Origin of the sequence: Streptomyces sp. 11x1, from assembly GCF_032598905.1 — a bacterium.
In the GTDB taxonomy this organism is placed as follows: domain Bacteria; phylum Actinomycetota; class Actinomycetes; order Streptomycetales; family Streptomycetaceae; genus Streptomyces.
Genome location: NZ_CP122458.1, coordinates 89,790 through 103,751 on the forward strand (window position 1 = coordinate 89,790; position 13,962 = coordinate 103,751).

15 protein-coding genes are annotated in these 13,962 nt (G+C 69.6%); all 15 read left to right on the forward strand.

Going from position 1 to position 13,962, the window contains the following annotated elements; genetic code table 11:
• Window positions 1–11: 11 nt before the first annotated feature.
• The 15 genes from P8T65_RS00440 (at window position 12) to P8T65_RS00510 (ending at window position 13,962) form a co-directional block, all read left to right on the forward strand.
• Window positions 12–1,130 carry a bifunctional lytic transglycosylase/C40 family peptidase gene (locus P8T65_RS00440; protein WP_316723421.1) on the forward strand — a complete coding sequence of 373 codons (1,119 nt, stop codon included), beginning with the start codon at window positions 12–14 and terminating at the stop codon, window positions 1,128–1,130.
• Entirely contained in the window at window positions 1,127–1,774 is a 648-nt protein-coding gene (locus P8T65_RS00445; protein WP_316723422.1) for a hypothetical protein, read from the forward strand. The genes P8T65_RS00440 and P8T65_RS00445 overlap by 4 nt, the downstream gene beginning before the upstream one ends.
• Window positions 1,750–4,374 carry an ATP/GTP-binding protein gene (locus tag P8T65_RS00450; RefSeq protein ID WP_316723423.1) on the forward strand — a complete coding sequence of 875 codons (2,625 nt, stop codon included), beginning with the start codon at window positions 1,750–1,752 and terminating at the stop codon, window positions 4,372–4,374. The genes P8T65_RS00445 and P8T65_RS00450 overlap by 25 nt, the downstream gene beginning before the upstream one ends.
• Window positions 4,371–5,285, forward strand: a complete 915-nt coding sequence (locus tag P8T65_RS00455) for a replication-relaxation family protein (protein WP_316723424.1) — start codon at window positions 4,371–4,373, stop codon at window positions 5,283–5,285. The genes P8T65_RS00450 and P8T65_RS00455 overlap by 4 nt, the downstream gene beginning before the upstream one ends.
• A 791-nt stretch (window positions 5,286–6,076) precedes the next feature.
• Complete coding sequence (locus P8T65_RS00460) at window positions 6,077–6,646, forward strand: hypothetical protein (protein WP_316723425.1); 570 nt, start codon at window positions 6,077–6,079, stop codon at window positions 6,644–6,646.
• Window positions 6,592–7,491: an ATP/GTP-binding protein gene (locus tag P8T65_RS00465; RefSeq protein ID WP_316723426.1), complete on the forward strand. Its 900-nt coding sequence runs from the start codon at window positions 6,592–6,594 to the stop codon at window positions 7,489–7,491. The genes P8T65_RS00460 and P8T65_RS00465 overlap by 55 nt, the downstream gene beginning before the upstream one ends.
• 81 nt (window positions 7,492–7,572) lie before the next feature.
• Window positions 7,573–8,217 carry an SAF domain-containing protein gene (locus tag P8T65_RS00470; RefSeq protein WP_316723427.1) on the forward strand — a complete coding sequence of 215 codons (645 nt, stop codon included), beginning with the start codon at window positions 7,573–7,575 and terminating at the stop codon, window positions 8,215–8,217.
• Window positions 8,217–9,044 (forward strand): hypothetical protein, encoded by an 828-nt coding sequence (locus P8T65_RS00475; protein WP_316723428.1) that lies wholly within the window; start codon window positions 8,217–8,219, stop codon window positions 9,042–9,044. Before P8T65_RS00470 ends, P8T65_RS00475 begins: the two co-directional genes overlap by 1 nt.
• Window positions 9,034–10,533: a CpaF family protein gene (locus tag P8T65_RS00480; protein ID WP_399098059.1), complete on the forward strand. Its 1,500-nt coding sequence runs from the start codon at window positions 9,034–9,036 to the stop codon at window positions 10,531–10,533. Before P8T65_RS00475 ends, P8T65_RS00480 begins: the two co-directional genes overlap by 11 nt.
• Window positions 10,530–11,483, forward strand: a complete 954-nt coding sequence (locus tag P8T65_RS00485) for a type II secretion system F family protein (protein WP_316723429.1) — start codon at window positions 10,530–10,532, stop codon at window positions 11,481–11,483. Before P8T65_RS00480 ends, P8T65_RS00485 begins: the two co-directional genes overlap by 4 nt.
• Window positions 11,480–12,364 carry a type II secretion system F family protein gene (locus P8T65_RS00490; RefSeq protein ID WP_316723430.1) on the forward strand — a complete coding sequence of 295 codons (885 nt, stop codon included), beginning with the start codon at window positions 11,480–11,482 and terminating at the stop codon, window positions 12,362–12,364. The genes P8T65_RS00485 and P8T65_RS00490 overlap by 4 nt, the downstream gene beginning before the upstream one ends.
• A gap of 44 nt (window positions 12,365–12,408) precedes the next feature.
• Window positions 12,409–12,624, forward strand: coding sequence for a hypothetical protein (locus P8T65_RS00495; RefSeq protein ID WP_316723431.1), 216 nt, complete (start codon window positions 12,409–12,411; stop codon window positions 12,622–12,624).
• A gap of 2 nt (window positions 12,625–12,626) precedes the next feature.
• Window positions 12,627–13,052 (forward strand): pilus assembly protein, encoded by a 426-nt coding sequence (locus tag P8T65_RS00500; RefSeq protein WP_316723432.1) that lies wholly within the window; start codon window positions 12,627–12,629, stop codon window positions 13,050–13,052.
• A gap of 5 nt (window positions 13,053–13,057) precedes the next feature.
• A complete protein-coding gene (locus P8T65_RS00505; protein WP_316723433.1) occupies window positions 13,058–13,510 on the forward strand; it encodes a pilus assembly protein in 453 nt (150 codons plus the stop codon).
• Window positions 13,510–13,962, forward strand: a complete 453-nt coding sequence (locus P8T65_RS00510; protein WP_316723434.1) for a pilus assembly protein TadG-related protein — start codon at window positions 13,510–13,512, stop codon at window positions 13,960–13,962. Before P8T65_RS00505 ends, P8T65_RS00510 begins: the two co-directional genes overlap by 1 nt.

Below are 13,962 nucleotides of genomic sequence, written 5' to 3' on the forward strand. Positions count from 1 at the left end.
GGTGGGTATGCGTGAGTGTGCTGCTGCTGTTCACCGCCGTGTGCTGCGCGGCTCCTGTCTCGAACGCGATCAGCGCGTACGTCACGCTGCAGACCGGGCTCCAGGACGATGCCGATGGTGGGATCGCCGACGGCGGCAGCGCGGCGGACATCCCCGCCCGGATGCTGGCTGCTTATAACAAGGCCGTACAGCAAGTCGGGAAGTACGTGCCCAAGTGCCAGGGCATGCGCTGGCCGATCCTTGCCGGAATCGCCAAGGTCGAGTCGAACCACGCCGTCGGCCGCAACATCGCTGCAGGCGGCGACATCCGTCCGAAGATCTACGGAGTGCTCCTCAACGGCTCCGGGGCCGGCGGGAACACCACCGTCTTCCCGGACACCGACGGCGGCAAGTGGGACGGCACAGCCAGCGGGGAGCGCGCAGTCGGGCCCTTCCAATTCCTCCCGTCCACCTGGGAGGGCGTCGGCGAGGACGCCAGCGGGGACAAGACAGCCGACCCGCACAACGCCGACGACGCAGCCCTCGGCGCCGCCGTCTACCTGTGCGCAGGCGGCCGGGACTTGACCAAGCGGGCTCAGCTCAAGGCCGCGATCCTCCAGTACAACCACTCCGCTGAGTACGTCTCGAACGTGCTGGGCTGGATCGACCAGTACACGGCGGCCGCGAAGGACCCGGACCTGAAGAACGTGACCGGAAAGGTCCACACCGTGATCGAGGCGGCGCTCTCCCAGCGCGGTGTGCCCTACTCGTGGGGCGGCGGCAACGCCAAGGGCAAGTCGACCGGGATCTGCTGCTCCCTCAGCGGGAAGAGCGGCGAAAGCATCAAGGGCTTCGACTGCTCGGGGCTGACCGTGTACGCCTACGCCAAGGTCGGCATCCAGCTGCCGCGCACCGCGGCCGCCCAGGCCGGTGTCGGCCAGCGCATCCCCGCCCGTCTGGGCACTGGTGCGCTCAGGGCCGGCGACCTCGTCTTCTACGCCGATGCGCCCGGCCGCGACGCGACGATTTATCACGTCGGGATTTACCTGGGTAGCGGACAGATGGTCAACGCCCCCCGTCCCGGAACCGTCGTCCGCCTGGACGCGGTCAACGCGATGTCGGGATACGCGGGAGGGGCCCGGCTGCTATGACCAACCCCCCGGCGCGCTCGCCGCGCCTGCTTCTGATCGCCACCGTGGTCCTGGCCGTGGCCGGGGTGATCCTGCTGACGGTGCCGCACACACCAAGCGCACCGGCAACCTCGGCGCCACCGCGCACGGCCGCTCCCACGCCGTATCCCTCGGCGACCGCTGTACGCGGCCGTACTGCGCAGGCCAGCGGGTCCGCGTCGGCCACGGCCTCCACCGGGTCGACGCAGTCAGCCGGTGCGTCCGTGCTGCCGCCGCACGGCGAGGGCGTGGCCGGCGATGCCGTCATCCAGCAGTCGTTGGAAGACGCCTGGCCCGCCGACCTTGCTGCCGACGAGGAGCAAAGGCTCCTCGCGGCCGGCCGTGGCCTGCTGCGGGCGGACGCCACCGGGATCGGCCGCGCCAAGTGGCCCGCGATCTTCGGAAACCCGGACCAGGCGATCGCACCGGCGTTCTCCACCGCCCGCTTCCGCATCCAGGCCGCCATTGCCCGCAGGGACGGCAGCCGGGACAAGGCAGTAGTGCACCTGGTGTGGGCGGCTGCCGACCGCGGCGGCACCTACACCGACCGGCGCATCACCGACTGGTACTTCACCCGCACTTCAACGAAAGGAGGGTCCACGTGGACACCTCAGCCCCGTACCTGACCGAGCAGGCGGATGACACGGCAGCCAGTCAGGTCCTCGGTCTGCTGGCCGGCCTGGTCAACGCCGCTGGCTGGGTGATCACCTATTGGTACCTGCCCGTGGCGGCCGCGGCCGCCTGCTGGGCCGTGAGCGAGACGGTGGTGCGCCGTCTGGCAAGGAAGGCCTCGGCCGAGCGGATGGCGCTGGAACTCGTGCCATCGCAGCACTTCGACCCCGGCCTGGAGGAGATCTTCCGCCGCGGGGTTCAGCTCGCCCGAGCTTCAACGAGCATGCCGTGGTGGGCGCCCAGGCGGTCGAAGGCGGTGCAGATCCGGCTGCGCGCCGACGGCTCGAGCCCGTTGCGCTACCGGATCGAAGGTCCTGCCGGCGGTGAACGCCTGCTGTCGATCACCCCGTTCGGTCCCGCCGTCACGGTGAACCGGGCCCGCCCGCTCGTCGACAAGCCGCGTGAGCATGTGGTGCGGGCGGAGTTCGTCCTGCGCGGCAAGCCCACCGCCCCGCTGCGGGACGTTCCGCTGGACCCCGACCCGCTGCAGCCGCTGATCGACGCCGTCTCCGATCTGCGGGCGGAACTGGGGGACCTGGCCGAGATACGGCTCGACATCCAGCGGGCCCCCAAATGGGCGCTGCGGGCCCGGCGTCTGCAGCTGATGTCGGACGCCCGGCGCAGGGAGCGGCGCGAGGCCCAGCGCGCCGCCCGGTGGGTGCGCCAAGACGCGGGCGGCATCGAGGACTCACTGGCCTGGCAGCTGCAGCAGCTGGTCAGCGGCAAGCAGGCCGGGGGCGGGCGCCGTCTGGTCATGCCGCCCGTCCCCCGCCGGGTCGAGCCGGCTGAGGCGCTGGGCAAACTCGCCGACGACGACCACCTTGTCCGCGTGCAGCTGCTGGTGATGTGCGCGTCGAACACCGAAGGCCGCTCCCAGGCCCGGCTCGCCCAGCTCCAGGCCGCCTTCGACGTGTTCGGTGGCGGCTCGCGGTGGGCGATGCGCGGATGGCGGGTCGGCCCGTGGCGGTTCGGGGCGGACCGCTGGCCCAGCCGTCGCGGTTTCGAGCGCCGCTGGACGTTGGGTCACTGCCAGCCGCCCCGTCCGAACTGGGTACGCCTGGAGGAACTGACTGGCCTGCTCAAGCCGCCCACCGTGCACTGCCAGCTGCCGCTGCTCGCCGGGGACCTGCCGACCTTCGAGTTCAACAACCCCACGTTGCTGCTGCAGGGCATCTACCGCGGCCCCGACGGCCGTCGGCGTCTGGTCGCCAGCTATGCGAAGGAGACGCTGTTCGAGGTCGGCGTGGGCAAGGCGGGCGGCGGCAAGACCGAACGCGCCCTCGCGCAGGCCATCGGCTGGGCTCATGCAGGAGGCGGGCTGATGTTCGTCGACCCGCATCGCGACTCCTGGCCTCGCGCTGTGCCGTTCCTCGCCCACGACGCGCTGATGGACCGGATCGCGCTCATCGACCTCAACGCCCACGGGCCTGCGCCTCAGGTGAGTTCGTGGAACCCGCTCGGCATGCACCAGGGCCAGGTGGCACACGAGGTCGTCGAGGCAACGGCGGACGCCTTCGCGTCTGCGCTCGGCTGGGACGACGCCAGCGCGCCCCGCGCGCTGACCATCCTCACCGCTTCCCTGGCGGTGCTGGTGGCCGTCAACGAAGCCGCCTGCCAGGCCGGGCGCCCCGACGACCAGGCCACGGTCTTCCATGTGCGGGCGCTGCTCACCGACTCGGTTTTCCGCGCTGCGGCGCTCGCCGGGGTTAAGGGGCGCCTGGACGAGGAGACCCGCTCTTGGTGGCAGACGGTGTTCCCGACGCTGCCGCCGGACTCTTTCGCCGTGGTCCTCAACCCGATCGCCCGCCTCGCCGCCAACCCCGTCACCCGCGCGTTCCTCGGGCAGCCGGCCGGCCGCTACAACATCCGCGCCGCGATGGACTCGAAGATGATCGTGTGGGTGTGCCCGGGCGGAAACGGGCCCACCGACCGGCTGATCACCGCACTGCTCGCCCGGGACCTGCTGCGCGCGGTGCGCTCCCGCCGGGATACCCCCGAGGCCAGGCGGGTGCCGTTCCGCCCGTACTTCGACGAGCTGATCACCCTGACCGGAGCGGCCGCAGAGACGATCGCCAGCATGTTTGAGGACTTCCGCAAGTACAAAGTCCACGTCCACGGCATGACTCAGTTGCTGGCCCGCCTGCCCATCCCGGTGCGTCTGTCCCTGGTCCAGAACGCCTCCACTCTGGCGTCCACCGCCGGCTCGCAGTCCGCTATCGCTCCGATCACCTCGGAATGGGGCGAGAGTCCCGGACCTGACGTCGTCGCCGCCCTGGACCGGTTCGAGCACTACATGTCGCTGACGGTCAGGGGCCGTCGTGTCGGTCCCGTCCGGATCACCGGGCCGCACCTCGACGAGGTCTTCGCGGAGTACGCCCGTCCCCGCCAGGCGGCGGCATTGGAGCGCGCCGCCCGGGCCACGGCCGGCGCCGCGCCCCTGGACCAGCTCACGACTCGCGCCACCGATCAGCTGGGCCGGGTGGGTGCCTTCCTTGCCCAACTCGCCCCCACCACCGCGGCAGCCGGACGGCTGCAGAAGAAGGGTTACGAGTGACCATCACCTTCGAGGCCGTGTCGTCCGGCCGCACTCCGAGTCCGGTCGAGCCGCTGCCGCATCAGCTCCTGGCCGTGCTGGGTCAGCACCGGATGGCGACTACCGGTCAGCTCCACGACCTGCTGCGGCCCGGCACGGCGCGGCAGACCGTCTCCACACCGTTGAACAAGCTGCGCCGTGAGGGCCTGGTGGATTACACGGTGCTGCCCGCTTCCAACCGGTCCCGTGCCTGGTATCTGACGGGTGAGGGGGCCCGGCTGGTGAGGGACTTTCCCGCGCTGAGGGGACGGCCGCCGTATCCGATCGCCTCGGCCACCGCTGCCTCGTTGAAGACGCCGCACACCCTGACCGTGCTCCGCACCCACCTGGCGTTCGTCGCCGATGCCCGCAGGCGTGGCGACGAGCACGGTCACCTGGACTGGACGCCTGAGGTCTCCCACCCGCTCAGCGACGGCGAGAAGATCATCACGGATGCGGTGATGTACTACACGCTCATCGGTGAGGATCAGCGGACGAAGCTCAGGGCACTCGTCGAAGTCGACCGGACGACCATGAGCAGCGAGCGGCTCGCACTGAAGTTGATCGAGTACGCGCGGCTGTGGTCGTACGAGCCGCAGCCTGTCAGCCGGTCCCGAGCGCGTCAGTCGGTTGTTCCCGGTGCCGTCTGGCTGCGCTGGTATCCCGTGTTCCCCCGGGTTCTGTTCGTGCTCACCGGTGCCTCCCGGTACGTCCTGGGCAACAGGATCAACGACCTGCAGGCCATGGTCGCGCAGCACCCGCTTGTGGGCACGCTGGCCCGGCAGGTGCCGCTGGGCGCGGCGGTCCTTGGAGACCTCGAACTCCAGGGGCCTACCGGCGATGTGTGGGTCCCTCTGGCCGGCGGCGAGCCGCGGCCGTGGACCGACCTGTGACGCGGCGGCATGGTGCCGAACGAATGTCGCAGCCTTGCAACTGCTCCGGAATCCACTTGATGTTTGCTTACGCGAATGACAAGTTTACTTATGCGCAATGGGGCCCGGTCCTGCAACTGTCCCCGTAGGCTCTTACCTTGGGAGATCCAGATGCGGCAAGCTACTGGTGAGATTCGCACCCTTGAAACGCAGCCCACTGACGCGTGGCCCGTACACACGAAGGCCGTCTCCTACGTCGGGAGTGCTTGCGCGGCCGAAGGGGCCAGCGACTTCCACTTGGACGACCTGAACCTGGTACGCCACCAGTTCCCGGGCCGGCGCGTCACGCTCGACGGAGACGTGATCACCGTATGGCCGACCTCCCCGCCCAACGGGGCAGGGACTCCCGCTCCATGATGCCTGGGGCGACATCAGCTCAGCCCGCCCCTCGGCCGGAAGAACCCGGCGGCCCGTATCTCGTTCTCGCGCGCGGGGGCTCACGCCGCCCGGACGGCCCGACGAACGACACGGACCACATGCGGTCGCAACGAGCGAAGACACAGAACTACAAATCGACATCCGGTTCCGAAAGCGACCGGATACGTCCCGAGTTGTGTGAGTGAACTCAAATATCAAGGTGGGAAGTTGACTGGCATATGCGTAATCTGGCGGTCACGCAAACGCATTACCGCAGCTGGGCCTGACCGCAGTTCTTGGCCGCCGAACGCCGGGGGGCCGGGGAAGCGGTCGAACCGCACCGCGTCGTACGGGGAGACAACGTGACTGCAGCACAACCACGCCCTTCACGGATCGTGAGCGCCGCTGTTCGCACCCGGAAGCACGCAACTGCCCTGCTTCTCGCGGGCAGTCTGCTGGCATTGGCCGGCTGTAGCGACAGCGACGCGGACGCGTCACCGTCCACTCCGAGCCCCACTCAGACAGCTGGCTCGTCGTCCCCCAGTTCCACGGCCGACGCCGAGGATGCCGCCGTCATCGCGGCGTACACCAGCTCATGGGACGCGCAGACCGAGGCGTACAAGAAGGCCTCCTCCACGGGCACCGACCTGAAGAAGAACACCACCTTCAAAGCCCTGGCCGACATTGAGAACGACTTGTCGGCCATGCGTAAGGCAGGACAGGTCACGACCGGGAAACCGGTGCTCCATCCGAAGGTCGTCAAGGTCACAGACGCCGAGATCCCCACGGCCACGGTCGCGGACTGCGTCGATACGACGAACTGGACGCTGATCGACGAGGCCTCGAAGAAGCCGGTCCCGCTGCCAACGGAGCGACTCACCAAATACGTCAGCACCGCAACGCTTGAAAAGTGGGGGACGAAGTGGATGGTCACGAAGTTGACCGCTCAAGAGCAGGCCTGTTAGCCCGTCGTCTCGCCGTACTCACCGGTGCCCTCGTCCTGGGGTCGGCCGGCATCGCGCACGCAGGTGACGATCCCGACGTCGATGCCGGCAAGTGCCAGGTCGTCAAGTTCTGTGTCGGTGTCGGCGTCGATGACGAGACCGGCGGTAGCGGCGGGCAGGCGGGCGGCTCGCAGGGCAGCAGTGAAAGCAGCGAGAGCAAGCTGAAGTGCAAGTACACGAAGGTTGACCCGAAGCCGCCGGCCGAGCACCCGGCTTGGAAGGGTCAGGACCCGGCCAAGTACGACATGTACTTCAGGGGTTGCTCGGACGGCGGTCTGGACAACCCGGACGGATTCATCGTCGTGCCAGAGGGGCAGCCTCCCGTTCCGCAGGTGGACCCCCAGGAGTTGGGGCAGCGCGCGGTCGACTCGATGACGCTGCTCGGCCCGGACATCGTCAGCCCGAAGGCGGCCGGGAAGTACACCGTCGGTGTCCCCATGTGGATGTGGGTCAACCAGAGCGCCACGACCTACGGACCGAACACCGCGTCGGCGTCGGCGGGCGGGATAACCGTCACCGCAACGGCGAAGGTGTCGAAGATCGTGTGGCAGATGGGTGACAGCGCCAGCGTGACGTGCAACGGCCCCGGTACGCCCTACCAGGCCTCCGAGGGGATGGCCCAGTCACCGACCTGCGGACACGTGTACTCCAAGACTTCAGCTGGTGCCCAGAACGGCAAGTTCCCGGTGACCGCGACCTCGACGTGGACGATCGACTGGCAGGGCGGCGGAGCGGCCGGCCAGCTCATTGAGGTCCGGCAGACCAACGTGCAGGTGGCAATCGGCGAAGTACAGGTCGTCAGGTAACGCCGCCGGAAGGACAGAACGGTGAGCAAGACCCAAGAACGTGTAGACAGAGCCCCGAACGGAGTCCCTCAGCAGGGGCGCGTGGCCGGACCGGTGGCTCCGCCCCAGGTGTCGGCTCGCAGGCGGCGCCCCGGTGTCATTGCCCTGTCCCTGGCGCTGATCGCCGCCGGCGGGGCCGGTGTTGCCGTGCTGCTGCTGCAGGTCGGCAACCGCACCGAGGTGGTGACCGTCGTCCGGGACGTCCAGGTCGGCCAGGTCCTCACGGAGGACGACCTTGGCAAGGCATCCCTCGCCTTGGATCCGGCCGTCAAAGCGGTGCCCAGCGAGGACCTGGACTCGGTGGTGGGCAAGCGGGCCGCCGTGGAGCTCAAGCCCGGCTCCCTTCTCGCCCCGTCACAGGTGACGAAGGACTCGCTGGTGAAGGCTGGCGAGCAGTTGGTGCCGATCGGGCTGGAGCCCAAGCAGATCCCGGCCACCGCGCTGGTACCGGGCCAGAAGGTGCAGCTGGTCCATGTCCCGGCCCAGGGTGCGACGGACACCGGCAAGACGTCGGATGCCGTCCCTCAGACCATTGACGGACGGGTGGTGAAGGCGTCCACCGCTGCTCCCGGCACCGGAGTCGTGGTCGTGGACGTTGCCACATCTGCTACGGACGGCCCCACGGCGGCCGCGTGGGTGGCGTCCGACACGCTGCGCCTGGTCCTCGCTGCTCCGGACGGCAGCTGATGGCTGTCATCGCGCTGGCCGGGTGCAGTGGTGCACCCGGTGTGACCACAAGCGCGCTCGCCTTGCTGCTGTCCTGGCCGCTGGAGCCGGGCCGGCGGATGATCCTGGCCGAGTGCGACCCAGACGGCAGCGCCGTACTGCACGGACTGCTGCAGGGCACGCTCGGCGACCGCTACGGGCTGCGCAACCTCTCGGTCGCCGCCCGGCAGGGCGAACTCGGGGATGCGTTCTTTCGTCAGCTGATCGACCTGAGCAGCGAGGACGGCAAGAAGGAATCGCCGCGCGACCGGCTGCTGCTGCCGGGCATCACCGATCCTGCGCAAGCGGCAAGCCTGGGCTCGGTATGGAAAGCCCTGGGGGTCATCTTCCGCGGCATCGAGGCCGAGCACAGCCACGACGTCCTGATCGACCTCGGCCGCCGGGGTGCTTTCGGGCCGTCCGGCGTCCTGGCTGAGCAGGCCGATGCCGTGTTCATGGTCGTGCGCAACACCCTGCGCTGCCTCCAGGCAGCCGAAGGCCGGGTGCGCGCCCTGGAGGAACGGGTCGGCGACGTCAGCGTGCTGATGATCAACGAGGGTCCGTATCCCGCGGGCGAGGTGCAGCGCGTGCTTCAGGTGCCCGTGGTGGCCACCCTGCCGTACGCCCCGAAGGACGCCAAGGTCCTGTCCGACGGCGTGGAACAGCCGCGTCACTTCACCAAGTCGCCGCTGATGAAGGCCGCCCGGACGGCCACCACGCTGCTGGTGCAGCGGGCCGTAATGCGGCGGGCGCGCCTCGATCCGGGCGGCGTGCGTACCGCAGGGGGCGAGGTGACCCGTGCGCGGTAGGCCTCTGCACACCGATCCCACGGTGGCTTCGCCGCCCGGCCGCCCCCAGCAGGCGTGGCCGCGCCAGGCGAACGGCACACATGCACCGGCCGGTGCCGCCTCGAGTACGCATGTGCTCGGCGCCGCGGCACCTCAGGCCACCGTCGACTACAAGGTCGCCCGTCACATCGCGGCCCAGGTCGCCAAGCAGCGCGAAGAGTTACTGAAGACCACGCCGGACATGGACCGGGCGAGCGAAGAGCAGCGCTGCCTTGAATGGATCAACGAGGCGGTCGCCCTGTGGTCGGACGCCCAGGCGATGGCGCCGCAGGAGGACGAAGCCCTGCGGCGAGGCGTCTACGACCTGCTTTTCCGTGCCGGAAGGCTCCAGCCGTACCTGGACGATGACCGGGTCGAGGACATCATCATTCAGGGCCCGAACGAGGTGTGGCTCGACTACGGCGACGGCGAACGCCGCATGGTCGGACCGATCGCCGACTCGGAAGAAGAACTCCTGGAACTGCTGCGGGAGTTGGCCCGGGGCTCCGGGCACAACGAGCGCACCATCTCCACGGCGAACCCCACCCTCGCCCTCTCCCTGCAGGACGGCTCCCGCCTGCAGGCCATCACCGGGCTCGGGCCGATGACCTATGCGGTCATCCGCCGGCACCGGGTCTCCCACGCCGACCTGGACGACCTCGTGACGCTGGGCACGATCGACCCGATCCTGCGGGAGTTCCTCGGCGCGTGTGTCCGCGCGGAGAAGAACATCATGATCGCAGGGAAGCAGAAGGCGGGGAAAACAACGCTGCTGCGTGCGATGCTCAAGGAGTTCGACCCCGAGACACGCTTTGCCACCATCCAGACCGAGGACGAACTGTTCGCCCACGCCAACGGCTACCACCGCCAGGTCGTCTCCCTGGTCGGGCGCGAGTCGAACGGGGAGAGGGACGTCACCGGCCGCAGCGCCGGCGAGGTCACGCTCCTGGACCTGATGCACCCGGCGCTGCGCATGTCGCTGGAGCGGATCGTGGTCGGTGAGGTCCGCGGGCCCGAAGTCGTCGCCATGATGCAGGCGCTGACGAACGGCTCGGGCGGCAACCTGTGCACCATCCACGCCCGCCGCCCGGACATCATCTTCGACCGGATCGCCGAGCTGTACGCGCTCGCCCAGGACAACCTGTCCGAGCAGTTGGCTTACCGGCAGACCGCGAACGGCCTGGACTTCATCGTGTACGTCGACATGACGGATGAGACGCAGATCGGCGGGCGCCGCCACCGCTACGTCTCTCACGTCCTGGAGCTGACCGGGATCGGCGAGTCCGGCCGCCCTGCCACCAACGAAGTCTTCTCCCCTGGGGCGGAGTTCGGCGAGCTGCGGGCGGTCCCGCGGATGGATCCGGGCTGCGTGGATGACCTGCGGCGTGTCGGGTTCGACTCCGCCCTGCTGCAGCAGCCCTACGGGGCCTGGCAGGCGCCGCTGCCGCTGAAGGTGGGGGCGCGCCGATGACCCTGTTGTGGGGGCTGCTGAGCGGCATGGCCGTCGTCGGCGGGCTGATCGGTGTCGTGGCCGGGTTCGTGGGGACGACGGCTCCGCGTCGGGCTCCGTTGTGGCAGCGGTGGCGTTCTCTGGGCGCGGGGAAGGACCAGAGTGAGGACGTCCGGCTGCGCCGGCGGACCCTGGCGGTCGTGGCGGTCGTGGTCTTCGCCGGCGTGTGGCTGGTTTCGGGGAACTTTGTGGGCGGCGTTCTGCTGGGTGCGGCCGTCATCGGCGTGCCCTGGCTGATCACCCCGTCGCAGACTGCGCAGGAGCGCATCGGCCAGCTGGAGGCCTTGAGCGAGTGGACCCAGCGGCTGGCCGGCCTGCTGCGGCTGGGCATGGGCCTGGAGCAGGCGATGATGACCAGCCGTAAGGGCGCTCCCGAAGAGCTTGCCCCGCAGATCATCAACCTGTCCGACCGGCTGCGTCTGGGGTGGCGGCCGGAGGGAGCGCTACGCGCGTTCGCCGATGAGCTGGGCGATGTGACCGCGGACAAGGTGGTCGCCGCGCTCATCCTGTCGGTCAACGACCGCGGCCCGGGCCTGGCGCAGGCGTTGGAGGACCTGGCCGGAACAGTGCGCGACGAGGTCGCCCGTAAGCGCGCCATCGAGGCCGACCGGGCGAAGCCGCGGACCACGGTGCGGTGGATGACCATCATCACCGTGGGCGTGGTGGCGGCCGGGTTCTTCGTGCCCAGCTACACCAAGCCGTACTCGACGCTGCTGGGACAACTGGTGCTCGCCTTCCTGACGGCCGGGTTCATCGGAGTGCTCGCCCTGATGCGGCAGCTGGGCTCCTTCCGCCGCATCCCCCGCTTCTTGATCACCGATCCGTCCAGCACGGTCCGGCTGCCTGCTCCCGCGACGGAACCCGACGTCGTACCGGTCGCCGGCCGTGAGCCGGAAGGAGTCAGCTCGTGAACCTGTCCCCCGTCCTCCTGACCGGCGGCACGGTCGGTGCAGGCCTCGCGCTGCTGGTGCGGGAACTCCTGCGTCCCCAGCCCGCGTTGGCGCCCGCCCTCGCGCGCAGCGCCCCGGCCACCTTGACAATGCCCGAGCCGGAACTGGACCGCGAGGAGGTGTGGGGCCGTTGGCTGCTGGCCCGCCTCGAGCGGCTGCCCGGAGTGCGGATCCCCGCCACCAACTTGGCTCTCCTGGGCCAGGGGGCGGGCCAGTTCATGCTGAAGAAGGTGGCGCTCGCCGCGCTCGGCCTGCTCTGCCCGGTGATCGCGACGATCCCGTGGATCATCGCGGGCGTCTCCCTGCCGTTCTACGTGCCCGGGGCGGTCGGACTCCTCGTCGCGGGGCTGCTGTTCATCACGCCCGATCTCGCGGTGCGGGACCAGGCCAAGCGGGCGCGGGAGGAATTCGCGCACGCCCTGTCCGCCTACCTGGACCTGGTCGCGCTCAAGCGGGCCGCCGACGCCGGGCCCACCGAGGCCCTGGAGAAGGCCGCCGAGGTCGGCGCGGGCTGGCCATTCCTGTATCTGCAGGGTGCGCTGCGCCGGGCCCGGCTGGAGAAGATCCCGCCGTATCAGGCGCTCACGGAGCTGGCCGCCGAGTATGACCTGCCCGTCCTGGACGACGTCGCCGACATCATGCGGAGCTCGGCCACCGACGGCGCCGCCGTCTACAAGGCCTTGCGCGCCCGGACCGCCGCTCTCAACGCCGAACTGCTGGCCGACCAAGCCGCGGAGGCCAACGCCGCCAGCGAGAAGATGACCGCCCCGGGAGCCCTGCTCGCCGTCCTGGTCATGCTTCTGATGGCTTTCCCTGCGGTCATCCGCATGCTCACCATCTAGACCGTCTCAACTCGGAACCGCTGTAGGAGCAAGGAGCCCAGATCATGAACCACACCGCAGCCCGTACCTACCGTGCGGTGCACTGGCTGACCACGCGTCTGCAGGAGAGCCTGGAGGAAGCCAGGCGCCGTCCGGACCGCGGGGACGTCAGCACCACCACCGTCATCATCTGGGTGGCCGCTGTCACCGGCGCCGTGGTGATCGCCGGGACTATCGCCGTCGTGATCGCCAAGTACAACGACAAGCTCAGCGGGCTGTAGGGATGTCTCGTCCGGAGCGGCTGAAGGACTGGTGGCAGGGGCGAAGATGGCGCGACGACCGCGGTGACACGTCCATCCAGATGGCGATCGTCTTCCCCTTCGTGCTGCTCGCCACGGTCGCCGTCATCCAGGCTTCCATGTGGTACTACGCAAGGCAGATCGCCCTGACCGCGGCCCGCGAAGGAGCCACCGCAGCACGCGCCTACCAGTCGAGCCCGGCCGATGGTGCGGCCCAGGCGCGGAGCGTATTGGAGCGCACCGCGGGTGACAGCCTGCGCGGCTACAGCGTCGTGGCCAGCAGCAACGGGCAGCGTGTGCGGGTAGAGGTCTCCGGAACGGCAATGTCGATGATCCCGGGCGTCTCCGGCCTGCAGGTCACCCAGTCGGCGTCCGGGGCCGTGGAACGCTGGACGGTCCCAGGGGAGTGAACAACGTGCGTAACAGGGCCCGGTGGTCCGAGCGAATCCGGGGCGATGAGGGCAGCGCCGCGATCGAGGCCGCCATCATCGTGCCGGCACTGATCATGTTCGTGTGTCTGGCGATCGCCGGGGGCCGAATCGTCACCTCCGGCTCGAAAATCGACTCCGCTGCCGAGGACGCGGCCCGGGAAGCCTCCATTCACCGCACGGTGGCGGCCGCCCAGAGTGCTGCCCACACGGCGGCCGCGGAATCCCTCGACGACCAAGGCATCACGTGCGCGTCCACCAGCGTCAGCGTCGACGCCGGTGGCCTGAGCGTGCCGGTGGGACAGGTCGGCACCGTGACCGCGACGGTGACGTGCACGGTCAACCTCTCGGACCTGCTGTTGCCGGGCGTGCCCGGGGCGCGGACGCTCACGTCGACGGCGACCTCGGTGGTGGACCAGTACCGGCAGCGGGGGGATTGATGAGCGGGCACTGGCTGGCTCGCCGCCTAGAGCGGCTCGACGACCGGGGCGGCGTCACCGTGTTCGTCGCCGTCTGTGTCGTCGCGTTGATCGGGATCATCGGTGTCGCCGTCGACGGCGGCAGCAAGATGCGCGCCACCGAACGCGCCGACTACCTCGCCGGGGAGGCCGCGCGGGCTGGCGGGCAGGCCATCGATCCGGCTCAGGCCATTACCGGCGAAGCCATCGTCGTCGACCCGCAGGCCGCCGTGGCGGCAGCGCGGGCGTACCTCGCCGACGCCGGCGTCGGCGGCACGGTCAGCGTCTCCGGGGACGGCGAGACGCTCACCGTCACCGTCGCCGACGCGTACGAAACGAAGTTCCTGCCCGTGGTCGGAATTGGCAGTCTCGCGGTGACCGGCCACGCCAGGGCGACCCTCCTGCACGGCGTCACCGCTCCCGAAGGAAACTGA